We start from the raw sequence: 14,441 nt of genomic DNA on the forward strand, positions 1-14,441 counted from the left end.
AACGGTTAAAGGCCATGAGCTTTCTACGAGGCGCCCCGGATTCCCGGGCCCTCGCAGAAAGTTCCCGATCAACGGACGCTGCTGGTGAAGCGACTGACGCCCGGCAGTTCCAGCACCAGCTCATCACCGACATTCAGCGGCCCGACGCCAACCGGGGTACCGGTGAGAATCACATCGCCGGCCTGCAGGGAAAAGCAGCCGGCCATGTACTGGATCATCGGCACTATGGGATTGAGCATATCGCGGCTGTTGCCGTCCTGGCGCACCTCACCATTGATGGTCAGGCGAATGCCGATATCGCTCAGGTCGGCAAAACTGCTGCCCACCACGAATGGCGCGATGACCGCCGCACCATCGAACGACTTGGCGATTTCCCAAGGCAGACCCTTGGCCTTGAGCTCGGCCTGCTTGTCCCGCAGGGTCAAGTCCAGTGCCGGGGCGAAGCCTGAGATGGCGTCCAGCACTTCTTCGCGGCTGGGATTGGTAGACAGCGGCTTGCCGATCAGCACGGCAATTTCCGCCTCGTAGTGCACCGAGCCGCGCTCGGTGGGAATGGCAAAACCACCTTCCAGCGGCACCACGCAACTGCCGGGTTTGATAAACAGCAGGGGCTCAGTGGGAACCGGGTTGTCCAGCTCCTTGGCATGCTCGGCGTAGTTACGACCGATGCATACCACCTTGCCCAGAGGGAAATGAATCCGGGTACCGTCGACATACTGGTGCTGATAGCTCATTACCGACTCCTGCTCTTGTGCTTCATCAGGGCGCTGCTTGCATTCAAGCAGCGAAGATCTTGCCCGGGTTCATGATGCCGTTCGGATCGAATACTGCCTTGACCGCCTTCATGTACTCGATCTCAACCGGCGAGCGGCTGTAGGTCAGGTAATCACGCTTGGTCATGCCCACGCCATGCTCGGCGGAGATCGAACCGTTGTACTTCTCGACGGTTTCGAACACCCACTTGTTGACCGTGGCGCACTTGGCGAAGAACTCGTCCTTGCTCAGGTTGTCCGGCTTGAGAATGTTCAGGTGCAGGTTGCCGTCGCCAATGTGACCGAACCAGACAATTTCGAAGTCCGGGTAGTGTTTGCCGACGATGGCGTCGATTTCCTTGAGGAAAGCCGGCACTTTCGAAACGGTGACCGAGATATCGTTCTTGTACGGAGTCCAGTGGGAGATGGTCTCGGAAATGTATTCCCGCAACTTCCACAGGTTCTGCAGCTGGGTTTCGCTCTGGCTCATCACCCCGTCCAGCACCCAACCCTGTTCGACACAATGCTCGAAGGTTTCCAGGGCGTGGTTGGCCACTTCTTCAGTGGTGGCCTCAAATTCCAGCAGGGCGTAAAACGGGCAGTCGGACTCGAATGGAGCCGGCACATCACCACGGGCCAGGACCTTGGCCAGGGCCTTGTCGGAGAAGAATTCGAAGGCGGTCAGGTCGAGCTTGCTCTGGAAAGCGTGCAGCACCGGCATGATCGAGTCGAAGTCGGCGGTGCCGAGCACCATGGCGGTGAGGTTCTTCGGCGCCCGGTCCAGGCGCATGGTGGCCTCGACCACGAAGCCCAGAGTGCCTTCCGCGCCGATGAACAACTGGCGCAGGTCGTAGCCGGTAGCGTTCTTGATCAGATCCTTGTTCAACTCCAGCAGGTCGCCCTTGCCGGTGACCACCTTCATGCCGGCCACCCAGTTGCGGGTCATGCCGTAGCGAATCACCTTGATCCCGCCGGCATTTGTGCCGATATTGCCGCCAATCTGACTGGAGCCGGCAGAGGCAAAATCCACTGGATAGTAGAGACCGTTTTCTTCCGCCAGGTTCTGCAGTTGCTCGGTGACCACCCCCGGCTGGCACACCGCAGTGCGGTCAGTCAGGTTCAGGTCGAGAATCTGGTTCATATAGTCGAAGGACACCACCACTTCGCCGTTGGCTGCCACGGCAGCGGCCGAGAGCCCGGTCCGCCCGCCCGAAGGCACCAGCGCAACCTTGTGCTGATTGGCCCAGCGCACGATGGCCTGGACCTGCTCGGTGGTCTTGGGGAAAACGATGGCCGTGGGGGCCGGGGCGAAATGCTTGGTCCAATCCTTGCCGTAAGCATTCAGGGAGTCAGCGTCGGTCAGCACCTTGCCAGGCTCAACCAGGGTCTTCAGCTCATCAATCAGGGCAGGATTGGTCATCGACAGAACTCTCGAACAATTCATGGTCATCCTGAGAACGCTTCACGTCGCAGGAATGAGTGTTTAGCGGGGCGCGTATGCTAGCATACCGCCCCCGCAGGAGAGTGCCCAAGGGCCTTTCTGCGGTGGCGGTTTCATGCCGTCCAGGTCAGCTCAAGCTGTCCATTTCCCTGCCATTTTTCTCCGGGACACAGGTTTACGCAGATGAGCAAGACTTCTCTCGATAAGAGCAAGATCAAGTTCCTTCTCCTCGAAGGCGTCCACCAATCCGCTGTCGACGTCCTCAAGGCCGCCGGCTACACCAGCATCGAGTACCTCACCGGTTCTCTGCCGGAAGCCCAGCTCAAGGAAAAGATCGCCGATGCACACTTCATCGGTATTCGCTCCCGCACTCAACTGACCGAAGAGATCTTCGACCACGCGAAGAAATTGGTCGCAGTGGGTTGCTTCTGCATCGGCACCAACCAGGTTGACCTGTCCGCCGCTCGCGAGCGCGGCATCGCGGTGTTCAACGCGCCTTACTCCAACACCCGTTCGGTCGCCGAGCTGGTACTGGCCGAGGCCATCCTGCTGCTGCGTGGCATCCCTGAGAAAAACGCTTCCTGCCACCGTGGCGGCTGGATCAAGAGCGCAGCCAACTCCTTCGAAATCCGCGGCAAGAAGCTGGGTATCGTCGGTTACGGCTCCATTGGTACTCAGCTGTCGGTCCTGGCCGAAGGTCTGGGCATGCAGGTGTTCTTCTATGACACCGTGACCAAGCTGCCACTGGGCAACGCCACTCAGGTGGGCAACCTGCACGAGCTGCTGGGCATGTCCGACATCGTCACCCTGCACGTGCCGGAAACTGCGGCCACTCAGTGGATGATCGGCGAAAAGGAAATCCGTGCCATCAAGAAAGGCGGCATCCTGATCAACGCCGCACGTGGCACCGTGGTCGAGCTGGACGCCCTGGCGGATGCCATCAAGGACAAGCACCTGATCGGCGCAGCCATCGACGTGTTCCCGGTTGAACCGCGCTCCAACGACGAAGAGTTCGAAAGCCCGCTGCGCGGCCTGGACAACGTGATCCTGACTCCGCACATCGGCGGCTCCACCGCTGAAGCCCAAGCCAACATCGGCCTGGAAGTGGCAGAGAAGCTGGTCAAGTACAGCGACAACGGTACTTCGGTCTCCTCGGTCAACTTCCCGGAAGTGGCGCTGCCTGCCCACCCTGGCAAGCACCGCCTGCTGCACATCCACGAGAACATCCCGGGCGTGATGAGCGAGATCAACAAGGTCTTCGCCGAAAACGGTATCAACATCTCCGGTCAGTTCCTGCAGACCAACGAAAAGGTCGGCTACGTGGTGATCGACGTCGACGCCGAGTACTCGGACCTGGCGCAAGAGAAGCTGCAGCACATCAACGGCACCATCCGTTGCCGCGTGTTGTTCTAAGAAGTCTTGGCGGCACAAAAAAGGGAGCCCTCTGGGCTCCCTTTTTTATCGCGTTTACGATTATTTCACTGTCACTGTGATCTTCTTGGAGACGATTGCCGGGTTGAACGGCACGTGGTTCTTGTCACCCAGCTCCAACTGCAGGGTGTGCTTGCCCGGAGTCAGGGTCACTTCGGTTTCGGTCTGCGCCTTGCCGAAATGCAGGTGATTGGCATCCATCGGGATTGGCAGGTTTTCCGCTGGCAGTTGCTCGACATCGATCAGCAGGTGATGGTGGCCGGTGTTGGCGGTCTGGTCGCCGGCAGGGGCCAGGGCGATGCCTTCAACGCCGAACTTGACCTTGAAGGTCTTGTCGACGGTGGCCCCATCGGCCGGGGAAACGATAAACACCTTGGCGCCCGCTGGTGCCTCAGTACGAGGAATTTCCGCTGCGCCGGCCAGCATCGAAGCTCCCAGCAACAGACCGGCCAATGCAGCACGCGACATAAAAATTTTCATTATCTTCTCCAGTTTTTCCGCAAATCTTTTACGGTTATGACAACTTCGTGGCGATTCGTTGTCGAAGGCACTCAACACCTTAGCAAAGCGAGCCTGAACGGCGCATCGCTCATATAAATTCAAGGAGTGACCATGCGTTTCCTGCCTGGCCTGTTACTTTTGCTGCCCCTTGTGAGCACTTACGCTCAAGCCGAACTGATGGACGACATCAATGACCGCGGGGAACTGCGCATCGCCCTGGAAGCCGATACGCCGCCCTTCAACTTCAAGGATGACGGCAAACTCACCGGTTTCGAGGTGGAGTTGGGGCAGTTGCTGGCCAGTGAACTGGACGTGCGCGCGGACTTCGTGGTGACTGCGGCGGCCGAGTTGCTGCCAGGTGTGGAGAGCGGCAAGTTCGACGTGGCCATCAACCACATAGCAGTGACCCCGGAACTCAAGGATCGTTTCGACTTCAGCGAGCCCTACAGCTATTCCAGTGCCCAGTTGATCGTGCGCAAGGAAGAACAACGCCCGCTGTTTTCCCTCCAGGCCCTGCGTGGGCAAGCGCTGGGCGTGGCTCAGGGCAGCCAGTTCGTTGATCAGGCACGGACCGTGGAAGGCATCAACCTGCGCAGCTATGCCGATGCCCAGCAACCGATCAAGGATGTGGCGGACAAACAGATCGACGCGGCCATCAGCGACCGCCTGCTGATTCCCTACGCCATTCGCGACAGTCGCCTGCCGGTAAAGGAAGGAGCCAAGGTGGGCCCGACCCTGAGCCTGGCGATTCCCTTCCAGAAAGGCAACCCGGCGTTCCAGGCGAGCCTGGACAGCGCCCTGCAGCGGATCAAGGCAGATGGGCGACTGATGGCCCTGTCGGAGAAGTGGTTCGGCATGGATGCGAGCAAACCGCCCAAGGCTGAAGCCGGGCAGTAATCCTTGCCCGATAGCCGCCGCAAGCTGCGGCTACAGGGCGGCCAGGGCAGCAGTAGCCTCGGGCAACTGCAGCTCACTGAAGACTTGCACGCCATGGCGCTGCAATAGCGCCGCAGTCACGCCCTCGCCCTGAACCTTGATGCCGCTGAAGGTGCCGTCATAGGTGAGCACATTGCCGCAGGACGGGCTGTTGGCCTTGAGCACGGCGATGCGGATCCCGTGCTTTTCCACCAACTCCAGGGCCTGCCGAGCACCAGAGAGGAATTCGGCGCTGACATCTTCGCCTTCCGTGGTCATCACCGGTGCCCGGCCCTCAAGCACATCGACGCCTTGCCCACCAGGAATCTCCGCCGCCGCCCGTGGCGTCGGCAAGCCGCCGGCCACCTCCGGGCACAGCGCAACCACCCGCCCCTCTTGCAGCCAGGCGGCCAGTTGATCGAACGGGCCGCTGGCACCGCCGTCGTAGCGCACGCGGTGGCCCAACAGGCAGCGGCTGACCAGGATCTTGTGCATATTCAGAACGGCTCGTTACCACGACGCCGGAACCAGCCGGTCAGGGACAGGCGATCCCGCGTCGCGGGCAGGACTTCATGGGGGACTTCACCGGAAAGAAACACCACCAGCCGCCCCCCGACAGGGACCACATCGTATTGCCCCTGGTCATTGAGGTACATGCGCAATTGCCCGCCGTGATCGGGCAGCCACTGCTCATTGAGGTAGATCACCGCCGAGACCATGCGCCGATCATCATCGCGAAAGCGGTCCACGTGGCGCTTGTAAAATGCCCCCGGCGGGTACATTGCGAAGTGGCATTCGAAGTCCTCAAGCCCGAGAAACAAGCCTCGATTGAGGGCCTCGCGCAGGCTGTCCATCAACCCCAGATAGGTATCGACAGCCTCGGCCTGGCCGGGCTCGAGCCACTGGATATGGTCGCCGCGAATACCCTCGCGTATTTCCTGAGCCGGGCCACGTCCTACCGCCGCAGGCGCCAGCTCACCTTCTATCGCACGTTTACGGCACTCAGCCGCCAGTTCGAGGGTCAGACCCTCGGACAGGAAAACATTCTGCTGCGACCAGCCACAGGCGGCCAGGTCGTCGACGATACGCAACAACAGCGGATGATCAGAGGGTATTTGCATGGCGCGCATAGTATCCAGCATCAGATAAATCTGACAGAGCCACAGAGCGGAGGATTACGCATTTTTTTCCAATGCACTTTCCACTCATTACTTTAGCGGGCGATCCTGATACGAATTCTCGACAACCATCGCCTTGCCCCGGAGAATAGTCGCCTGCTGACAGGAGTCCTTATGCGCCGTTTGCTTTTCTCACTGTTGATGTTCTGCGCCTTGCCTGCCTGGGCAGACAGCCACGACCAGTTGTACAAGGTCGCCGGTTGGCCGGAACAGCGCGCGCATTTCAACGATGCCCTGAGCGCCGCCCAGCAGCGCTACCAGAACAGCTTGCCGCCAGCGGTCTACCAGGCCCTGGTGGACAACAGCAACCAGCGCTTCGCGCCCCAGGCCGTGGACCGTCGCGCCGAAGAGCAACTGCGCCAGCATCTCGCCAATCCCGCTCCCGCCCTGGCCTTCTTCCAGTCGCCCCTGGGCCGCAAGATCGTCGCCGCCGAATTGCTGGCCACCCGTCGCGACCAGTTGGCCAAGAATGCCCAGGGCCTGCCGAAGATGCAGGTCAGTGATAACCGCCAATTGATCATCGGCCACCTGGCCCAGGCGCTACCGGCCAAGGAAGCCGGCGCGGAAGTCAGCCTGGCGATCGCCGGAGTCGCCGCAGACAGCCTGAGCCAGATGATTCCCGGCCTGCTGGGAGGGGGGCAGGCCCAGGGCATGCTCAACGGTCAGCGCCAGCGATTGATGCAGCAGATCGGCAACGACCTGAACAACACCCTGCTGTACGTTTATCGGGACCTGTCCGACACCGAGCTGGAAGAATTCGCGACCTTCGCCGAATCCAGTGAGGGCAAGGCCTATTACCAGGCAGCCCTGGCAGCGATTCGCGCCGGCCTGGCGGTCGGCCAGAGCACCTCCAGCCTCACGCCCTGACCCCTGGGCTCAGGCTGCACGGCGGCGCGGCCGGGCACGCGGATCAAAGGTGCTGGGTAAGAAAGGCGAAGTACTGATCGCGGTACAAGGGAATTTCATTCGCCAGGTGATGCCGCGCCTCCGGCAGCATCAAGACCTCAGGTGCGGTGAACTTGCCGCGAATCACTTGCAGGTTGTGCTCCCAATCCACCGTCATGTCCGCCTGCCCCTGGACGATCAGCGGCTGCCTTGAACTGCGCGGAGCTGCTTCCAACTGCTTGATCCAACGTGCCAGCGCGCCGACCCAGGCAGTGGGCAAACGTTGTGGCTGCAACGGGTCGGCCTGAAGGAAGGCGAGAAAATCCGCATCGTTGGAGTTCTCGCTGAAGCGCCGGGCAATGCCACTGACAAATGGCCGCAGCAGGTAATAGCTGAGCATCGACCAACCCCAGGCACGAGGTCGCACCAAGGGTGACAGGAGCACCACTTGCCCCTGGGCCGGGCTCTCGGCGCCCTGGTTGAGCAGGTGATCCATGATGATCGCGCCACCGGTGCTTTGCCCGAACAAGTGCCAGGGCTGGGGCAAGTCCAGGGACCGCGCCTGGGCGAACAGGCCTTGCAGTACCCGTTGATACACCGCGAAATCATTGATGCTGGCGCGCTCGCCACTGGACAGGCCATGCCCGGGCAGGTCACAGGAAATCACCACGAAGCGGCGCTGCAGGGCCCACTCGATCACGTGCCGGTACAAGCCCATGTGGTCGTAGAAGCCGTGGAACAGAAACAGCGTTGCCTGTGGCTGTTCCGGCCACCACACCTGCGTGACCACCTCGTAGCCCTCCACGTGAAAGCGCCCCAGGCGACTGCGTGGCACCAGCGCACGCCCGGCGAAGTCCAGCCCATAGAAGCGCTGATAGGCCTGAGCCTCCACCGACAAGGGCTGCCCAGCCACCAGGGGTTGCAGACTGGCGCGCAGGTGGTCGGGGTCGAAGGTCACGGACATGGAGTTTTCCAAAACGGGGGGGTACCGAGGACAAAACAGGCTTTCTAGGCCTGCGATATTCATCTGTCGCGGCAAGCATGGCAAGCTACGCGACCTTCGAGGACCGATCTTAATGCGCCAGTCTTACCGCACGCCCCTGATTGCCAGCTTGCTCGTCCTGATCTGCGCCGTGGTGCTGTGGTGCGCCTACGACTGGTTCCAGGGACGCTATCTGCGGGCCTTCAGTGAACACACGGCGGTGTTCTCCGGCGACCCACTGCAACTGCCCGCCGAGCTGGCCGGCCCTGGCGCCATCCGCCTGGTGCACTTCTGGGACCCGGCCTGCCCCTGCAACGTCGGCAACCAGCAGCACCTGGCCGAGCTGATCGAAGCCTATGGCCCGCGGGGCGTGGAGTTCTATTCCGTGCAGAAGCCCGGCAGCCACGGCCAACTGCCTGCCACCCTGGGCCGCCTGAAGACCCTCGACAGCCTGCCCGGTGCCGAACAGATTCCCGCCAGTCCGGCGGTGGCGATCTGGGATCGCAACGGCAAGCTGGCCTACTTCGGGCCCTACAGCGAAGGCCTGACCTGCAACTCCAGCAACAGCTTTATCGAGCCCATCCTCCAGGCGCTGGAGAACCATCGCCAGATCAATGCCACCCACACCCTGGCGGTAGGCTGCTACTGTCCCTGGCCAGCCACTGCCAATTAAAGGCATTCGCGCCTATTCAAGGACTGCCTCCTGCGCGATGCCCATGACTTGTGCTAAATCTCTGCAGCTCTTCCAAGGCGGCACTGAAAACAACAGCAAGGAGCCCGCATGAAACGCAGCCTGACCGTCGTTGCCGTCCTGATCCTCGCCCTGCTGGCGGGTGTCGTCGGCTATCTCTACAGCAAGCAGCCGACGCGTCAGGGCCAGGTGGAAGTCCGCGGCCTGCAGGGCTCGGTCACTGTGCGTTACGACGAGCGCGGCGTGCCCCATATCCGCGCGGAAAACGAAGCCGACCTGTATCGCGCCCTGGGTTACGTCCACGCCCAGGACCGGCTGTTCCAGATGGAAGTCCTGCGGCGCCTGTCCCGGGGCGAACTGGCAGAGGTTCTGGGGCCCAAGCTGCTGGACACCGACAAACTGTTCCGCAGCCTGCGCATCCGCGAGCGCGCCGACAGCTATGTGGCCGGGCTCGACCGTCAGTCTCCCGCGTGGAAGGCCCTGGAAGCCTATCTGGACGGCATTAACCAGTATCAGGACAGTCACGCCAGCCCCATGGAGTTCGATGTCCTGGGCATCCACAAGCGGCCATTCACGGCAGAAGACACCGTCAGCGTTGCCGGCTTCATGGCCTACAGCTTCGCCATGGCCTTTCGTACCGAACCGCTGCTGACCTATATCCGCGACCAGTTGGGCAACGATTACCTGAAAGTCTTCGACCTCGACTGGCAGCCCAAGGGCGTGCTGGCCAAGGGCAAGCCGCAACCGTCCCTGCCACTGGCCGCTGTCGACTGGCAGGACCTGGGGCAGATCGCCCTCCTGAGCCTGCAAGCCCTGAGCGAGGCCGGACTGCCGCAATTCGAAGGCAGCAACGCCTGGGCCGTGGCCGGCGCTCGGACCAAGAGCGGACGCCCACTGCTGGCCGGCGACCCACACATCCGCTACTCCCTGCCGTCGGTGTGGTACGAGGCGCAACTTTCGGCTCCGGGTTTCGAACTCTACGGCCATCACCAGGCCCTGGTGCCCTTCGCCTTCCTGGGTCACAACCTGGATTTCGGCTGGAGCCTGACCATGTTCCAGAACGACGATCTCGACCTGATCGCCGAGAAGGTCAACCCGGAGAATCCCAACCAGGTCTGGTTCCATGACAAATGGGTCGACCTGATCAGCAGCGAGCAACAGATTGCGGTCAAGGGCCAGGCGCCGGTGACCTTGACCCTGCGCCAGTCGCCCCACGGCCCGATCATCAACGACATGCTCGGCACCACCGTGGGCAAGGCCCCCATAGCCATGTGGTGGGGGTTTCTGGAAACCCCCAACCCGATCCTCGATGGTTTCTACCAGCTCAACCGCGCCGATACCCTGGCCAAGGTTCGCGCGGCCTCCGCCAAAGTCCACGCCCCCGGACTGAACATTGTCTGGGCCAACGCCAAGGGTGATATCGGCTGGTGGGCAGCGGCGCTGCTGCCCAAGCGTCCGGCCGGGGCCAAACCGGCGTTCATTCTCGATGGCAGCAACGCCATGGCTGACAAGGAGGGCTTCTACCCCTTCAGCGCCAACCCACAGGAAGAGAACCCGGCCCGGGGCTATATCGTCTCCGCCAACTTCCAGCCCGTCTCCCCGACCGGCATGGAGATCCCCGGCTACTACAACCTCGCCGACCGGGGCCAGCAACTGGACCGTCAGCTCAGTGACAAAAGCGTGAAATGGGACCTGGAAAACACCCAGAAACTGCAATTGGGCACCACCACCGCCTACGGCCCGCGTCTGCTGGCTCCCTTGCTGCCAGTGCTGCGGGAAGTGGTCAGCGATCCCGAAGAACTGAAACTGCTGGAGCAACTGGCAAAGTGGCAGGGCGACTACCCCCTGGACTCCACCAATGCCACCCTGTTCAACCAGTTCCTGTTCGACCTGGCCGACGCCACCTTTCATGAAAAGCTCGGCGACGCCTACTTCGACGCCTTGATCCAAGCCCGGGTGGTGGATGCCGCCCTGCCCCGGCTGGCGGCCGATCCCGACTCCCCCTGGTGGGACAACCGCACGACGCCCCAGCGTGAAAGCCGAGCCGACACGGTCAAGGTGGCCTGGCGCGCCAGCATCGACCACCTCAAGCGCACCCTGGGCGCCAACCCCGCGCAATGGCGCTGGGGCACCGCCCATACCCTGACCCACGCTCATCCGCTAGGGATGCAGAAGCCCCTGGACCGGGTATTCAACGTCGGCCCCCTGGATGCCCCGGGCAGCCATGAAGTGCCGAACAACCTCACCGCCAAGATCGGCCCGGCGCCCTGGTCCGTGGTGTATGGCCCCTCGACCCGGCGCATCATCGACTTCGCCGACCCGGCCCACAGCCTGACCATCAACCCCGTGGGCCAGAGCGGTGTGCTGTTCGACAAGCACTACGACGACCAGGCCGAGGCCTACATCGAAGGGGTCTACCAACAGGCGCACTTCAGCGACGAAGAAGTCAGCGCCAACACCCGCAGTACCCTGAAGCTGCTGCCGGCCCGCCGCCCCTGAGCGCCTATTGTAGGAGCTGGCTTGCCAGCGAAGAGGCCCGCAAGCCCGGCATGTATCTCAGGGTCGCCTTCGCCGGCAAGCCGGCTCCTACGGCGGGAGTCGGCGTGGGGCAATAAAAAACCTCGCTCCCGGTTACCGGGGCGAGGTTTTTTTGTTGCGTACCTAAGGTAGCGCGAGCCTGGGGTCAGGCAGCTTCCGGCGCCTGAGCCCGACGTACGTCCGGCTGCTTCCAGGAGTCGGCAGCACTCTCTTCGATGGCTTGCTGGATCGCACGCTTGCGGGCTTCTTCGGCGCGACGGCTGAAGAACCAGACCAGGAAGGTCACCAGGGACACCGCCAGCAGGATCAGGCTGGCCACAGCGTTGATCTCCGGTTTGACCCCCAGGCGCACCGCCGAGAACACTTCCATCGGCAAGGTGGTGGACCCCGGGCCAGAGACGAAGCTCGCCAGTACCAGGTCATCCAGGGACAGGGCGAAGGACATCATGCCCCCCGCTGCCAGGGACGGCGCGATCATCGGGATGGTGATCAGGAAGAACACCTTCCACGGCCGCGCGCCCAGGTCCATGGCCGCCTCTTCGATGGACAGGTCCAGCTCGCGCAGGCGAGCCGACACCACCACCGCCACATAGGCGGCGCAGAACGTGGTGTGGGCGATCCAGATGGTGACGATCCCGCGTTCCTGAGGCCAGCCGACGGCTTGGGCCATGGCTACGAACAGCAGCAACAGCGACAGGCCGGTGATCACTTCAGGCATCACCAGCGGCGCGGTGACCAGGCCACCGAACAGCGTGCGTCCCTTGAAGTGAGTGATCCGGGTCAGGACGAACGCCGCCAAGGTGCCCAGGGCCACCGCGGCAACGGCGGTGTAGCAGGCGATCTCCAGGGAACGTAAGACCGACCCCATGAGCTGGGTGTTATCCAGCAGGCCGATATACCAGTTGATCGACCAGCCGCCCCATACCGTCACCAGTTTCGAGGCGTTGAACGAGTAGATCACCAGGATCAGCATCGGCAGATAGATGAACAACAGGCCCAGCACCAGCATCATGCTCGAGAAACTGAAGCGCTTCATTCCTTGCCCTCCATTTCTTTGGCCTGACTGCGGTTGAACAGAATGATCGGCACAATCAGGATCGCCAGCATCACCACTGCCAGGGCGGATGCCACCGGCCAGTCACGGTTGTTGAAGAACTCTTGCCAGAGCACTTTACCGATCATCAGGGTTTCCGGGCCGCCCAGCAGTTCCGGAATCACGAACTCGCCCACCACCGGGATGAACACCAGCATGCAACCGGCGATGATGCCGTTCTTGGACAGCGGTACAGTGATTTTCCAGAAGCTGTTGAACGTACTCGAGCCCAGGTCGGCCGCGGCCTCCAGCAGGCTGGTGTCGTGTTTCACCAGGTTCGCGTACAGCGGCAGGATCATGAACGGCAGGTAGGAGTAGACCACGCCGATGTACACCGCGATGTTGGTATTGAGGATCTGCAGCGGCTCGTTGATCCAGCCCATCGACATCAGGAAGCCATTGAGCAGGCCGTTGTTGCTGAGGATGCCCATCCAGGCATAGACCCGGATCAGGATCGCAGTCCAGGTCGGCATCATGATCAGCAGCACCAGTACGGTCTGCAGCTCTTTACGGGCGCTGGCGATGGCATAGGCCATCGGGTAGCCGATCAGCAGGCAGAGGATGGTGCTGAAGAACGCCATCTTCAGCGAGCCGAGGTAGGCGGCGATGTACAGCTCGTCGTCCCCCAGCATCGCGTAGTTGCCAAGGTTGAGCAGCACCTGCAGCTTCTGATCGACGTAGCTGTAGATCTCGGTGTAGGGCGGAATGGCCACGTCCGCTTCGGCGAAGCTGATCTTCAGGACAATGAAGAACGGCAGCATGAAGAACAGAAACAGCCAGATGAACGGAACCCCGATGACCAGTTGACGGCCACCGGGAATAATTCGATCGAGTCGGCGCTTGAGCTTTCGCATGTTCATGAGCGCAGTACCACGCCGCTGTCGTCTTCCCACCAGACGTAGACCTGATCACCCCAGGTCGGCCGCGCGCCACGACGCTCGGCGTTGGCCACGAAGGACTGCACCAGCTTGCCGCTCGGCAGCTCGACGTAGAACACCGAGTGACCGCCCAGGTAGGCAATGTCGTGGACCTTGCCGCTGGACCAGTTGTACTCGCAGGTCGGCATCTCGGCGGTGACCAGGAGCTTTTCCGGACGGATCGCGTAGGTCACCGACTTGTCCTGGACCGAGGTGCTGATGCCGTGGCCGACATAGATATTGCGGTCCAGGTCCTTGCAGGTGATCAGCGCGTGACCTTCGGCATCGTCCACCACCTCACCTTCGAAGATGTTGACGTTGCCGATGAACTCGCACACCAGGCGACTGACCGGGGTCTCGTAGATATCGATCGGGCTGCCGATCTGGGCAATCCAGCCCAGGTGCATGATGGCGATACGCTCGGCCATGGTCATGGCCTCTTCCTGATCGTGGGTCACCATGACGCAGGTCACGCCTACGCGCTCGATGATCTCCACCAGCTCCAGCTGCATCTGCGAGCGCAGCTTCTTGTCCAGGGCGCCCATGGGTTCGTCCAGCAGCAGCAGCTTGGGACGCTTGGCCAGGGAGCGGGCCAGGGCCACGCGCTGGCGCTGGCCGCCGGACAGCTGGTGCGGCTTGCGCTTGGCGTACTGGCTCATCTGCACCAGCTTGAGCATCTCCGCCACCCGGGCGTCGATCTCGGCGGCAGGGATCTTGTCCTGCTTGAGGCCGAAGGCAATGTTCTGCGCCACGGTCATATGGGGGAACAGGGCGTATGACTGGAACATCATGTTGATCGGCCGCTCGTAGGGCGGCATGTCGGTGATGTCCACGCCATCGAGGAAGATTCGCCCCTCCGTTGGCCGTTCGAAACCGGCCAGCATCCGCAACAAGGTGGACTTGCCCGAACCCGAGCCGCCGAGCAGAGCGAAGATCTCGCCTTTCTTGATTTCCAGGGACACATCGTCCACGGCAACCGTCTCGTCGAACTTCTTCGTGACCCGGTCGATTTTGACCAGCACCTGCTTAGGTGTCTGGTCGCCCTCGAGGGCTTTCTTATAGGCGCCGGAGGCAACTGCCATTTGCGAAACTCCCAACAAAATTTGCAGCCCGTCCC

General features: G+C 61.9%; 14 protein-coding genes. 5 read left to right on the forward strand and 9 right to left on the reverse strand.

Annotated elements, in window-relative coordinates:
• Positions 1-68: 68 nt before the first annotated feature.
• Together ACSSVC_RS02045 and ACSSVC_RS02050 are read right to left on the reverse strand one after the other, a co-directional pair.
• Positions 69-734 carry a fumarylacetoacetate hydrolase family protein gene (locus ACSSVC_RS02045; protein WP_346633288.1) on the reverse strand — a complete coding sequence of 222 codons (666 nt, stop codon included), beginning with the start codon at positions 732-734 and terminating at the stop codon, positions 69-71.
• 43 nt (positions 735-777) lie between these two features.
• A complete protein-coding gene (locus ACSSVC_RS02050) occupies positions 778-2,172 on the reverse strand; it encodes an FAD-binding oxidoreductase (RefSeq protein WP_346633289.1) in 1,395 nt (464 codons plus the stop codon).
• 204 nt (positions 2,173-2,376) lie between these two features.
• Between ACSSVC_RS02050 and serA the strand changes: the two genes are divergently transcribed.
• Positions 2,377-3,606, forward strand: coding sequence for a phosphoglycerate dehydrogenase (gene serA / locus ACSSVC_RS02055; protein WP_011064084.1), 1,230 nt, complete (start codon positions 2,377-2,379; stop codon positions 3,604-3,606).
• 60 nt (positions 3,607-3,666) lie between these two features.
• Here serA and ACSSVC_RS02060 read toward each other — a convergent pair whose 3' ends face one another.
• Positions 3,667-4,104: a DUF4399 domain-containing protein gene (locus ACSSVC_RS02060; RefSeq protein WP_346633290.1), complete on the reverse strand. Its 438-nt coding sequence runs from the start codon at positions 4,102-4,104 to the stop codon at positions 3,667-3,669.
• Between the two features lie 132 nt (positions 4,105-4,236).
• On the opposite strand from ACSSVC_RS02060, the gene ACSSVC_RS02065 reads away from it, so the two are divergent.
• Positions 4,237-5,022 (forward strand): transporter substrate-binding domain-containing protein, encoded by a 786-nt coding sequence (locus ACSSVC_RS02065; protein WP_346633291.1) that lies wholly within the window; start codon positions 4,237-4,239, stop codon positions 5,020-5,022.
• Positions 5,023-5,052: 30 nt separating this feature from the next.
• On the opposite strand, the gene ACSSVC_RS02070 is transcribed toward ACSSVC_RS02065, so the two are convergent.
• Both ACSSVC_RS02070 and ACSSVC_RS02075 read right to left on the reverse strand, forming a co-directional pair.
• The gene (locus ACSSVC_RS02070) at positions 5,053-5,535 is read right to left on the reverse strand and encodes a 2-thiouracil desulfurase family protein (protein WP_346633292.1); all 483 of its coding nucleotides are present in this window, start codon (positions 5,533-5,535) and stop codon (positions 5,053-5,055) included.
• Positions 5,536-5,537: 2 nt separating this feature from the next.
• Entirely contained in the window at positions 5,538-6,170 is a 633-nt protein-coding gene (locus ACSSVC_RS02075) for a 2OG-Fe(II) oxygenase (protein ID WP_346633432.1), read from the reverse strand.
• A 162-nt stretch (positions 6,171-6,332) separates the two neighbouring features.
• On the opposite strand from ACSSVC_RS02075, the gene ACSSVC_RS02080 reads away from it, so the two are divergent.
• A complete protein-coding gene (locus ACSSVC_RS02080) occupies positions 6,333-7,085 on the forward strand; it encodes a DUF2059 domain-containing protein (RefSeq protein WP_346633293.1) in 753 nt (250 codons plus the stop codon).
• 43 nt (positions 7,086-7,128) lie between these two features.
• On the opposite strand, the gene bipL is transcribed toward ACSSVC_RS02080, so the two are convergent.
• Entirely contained in the window at positions 7,129-8,067 is a 939-nt protein-coding gene (gene bipL, locus ACSSVC_RS02085) for a phospholipase BipL (RefSeq protein WP_404937866.1), read from the reverse strand.
• Positions 8,068-8,179: 112 nt separating this feature from the next.
• On the opposite strand from bipL, the gene ACSSVC_RS02090 reads away from it, so the two are divergent.
• Positions 8,180-8,758 (forward strand): DUF6436 domain-containing protein, encoded by a 579-nt coding sequence (locus ACSSVC_RS02090; protein WP_492611947.1) that lies wholly within the window; start codon positions 8,180-8,182, stop codon positions 8,756-8,758.
• A 108-nt stretch (positions 8,759-8,866) separates the two neighbouring features.
• Positions 8,867-11,275 carry a penicillin acylase family protein gene (locus ACSSVC_RS02095; RefSeq protein ID WP_492611948.1) on the forward strand — a complete coding sequence of 803 codons (2,409 nt, stop codon included), beginning with the start codon at positions 8,867-8,869 and terminating at the stop codon, positions 11,273-11,275.
• Positions 11,276-11,459: 184 nt separating this feature from the next.
• Here the strand turns inward: ACSSVC_RS02095 and ACSSVC_RS02100 are convergent, their stop codons facing one another.
• Genes ACSSVC_RS02100 through ACSSVC_RS02110 form a run of 3 tightly spaced genes read right to left on the reverse strand, consistent with a single transcriptional unit; the run spans position 11,460 to position 14,406 of the window.
• Positions 11,460-12,350: an ABC transporter permease subunit gene (locus ACSSVC_RS02100; RefSeq protein WP_346633297.1), complete on the reverse strand. Its 891-nt coding sequence runs from the start codon at positions 12,348-12,350 to the stop codon at positions 11,460-11,462.
• Positions 12,347-13,228 carry an ABC transporter permease subunit gene (locus ACSSVC_RS02105; RefSeq protein ID WP_170001853.1) on the reverse strand — a complete coding sequence of 294 codons (882 nt, stop codon included), beginning with the start codon at positions 13,226-13,228 and terminating at the stop codon, positions 12,347-12,349. Before ACSSVC_RS02105 ends, ACSSVC_RS02100 begins: the two co-directional genes overlap by 4 nt.
• A gap of 35 nt (positions 13,229-13,263) precedes the next feature.
• Positions 13,264-14,406, reverse strand: coding sequence for an ABC transporter ATP-binding protein (locus ACSSVC_RS02110; protein WP_346633298.1), 1,143 nt, complete (start codon positions 14,404-14,406; stop codon positions 13,264-13,266).
• Between the last annotated feature and the right edge of the window lie 35 nt (positions 14,407-14,441).

It is taken from the genome of Pseudomonas sp. E1BtOHC1, assembly GCF_058744285.1.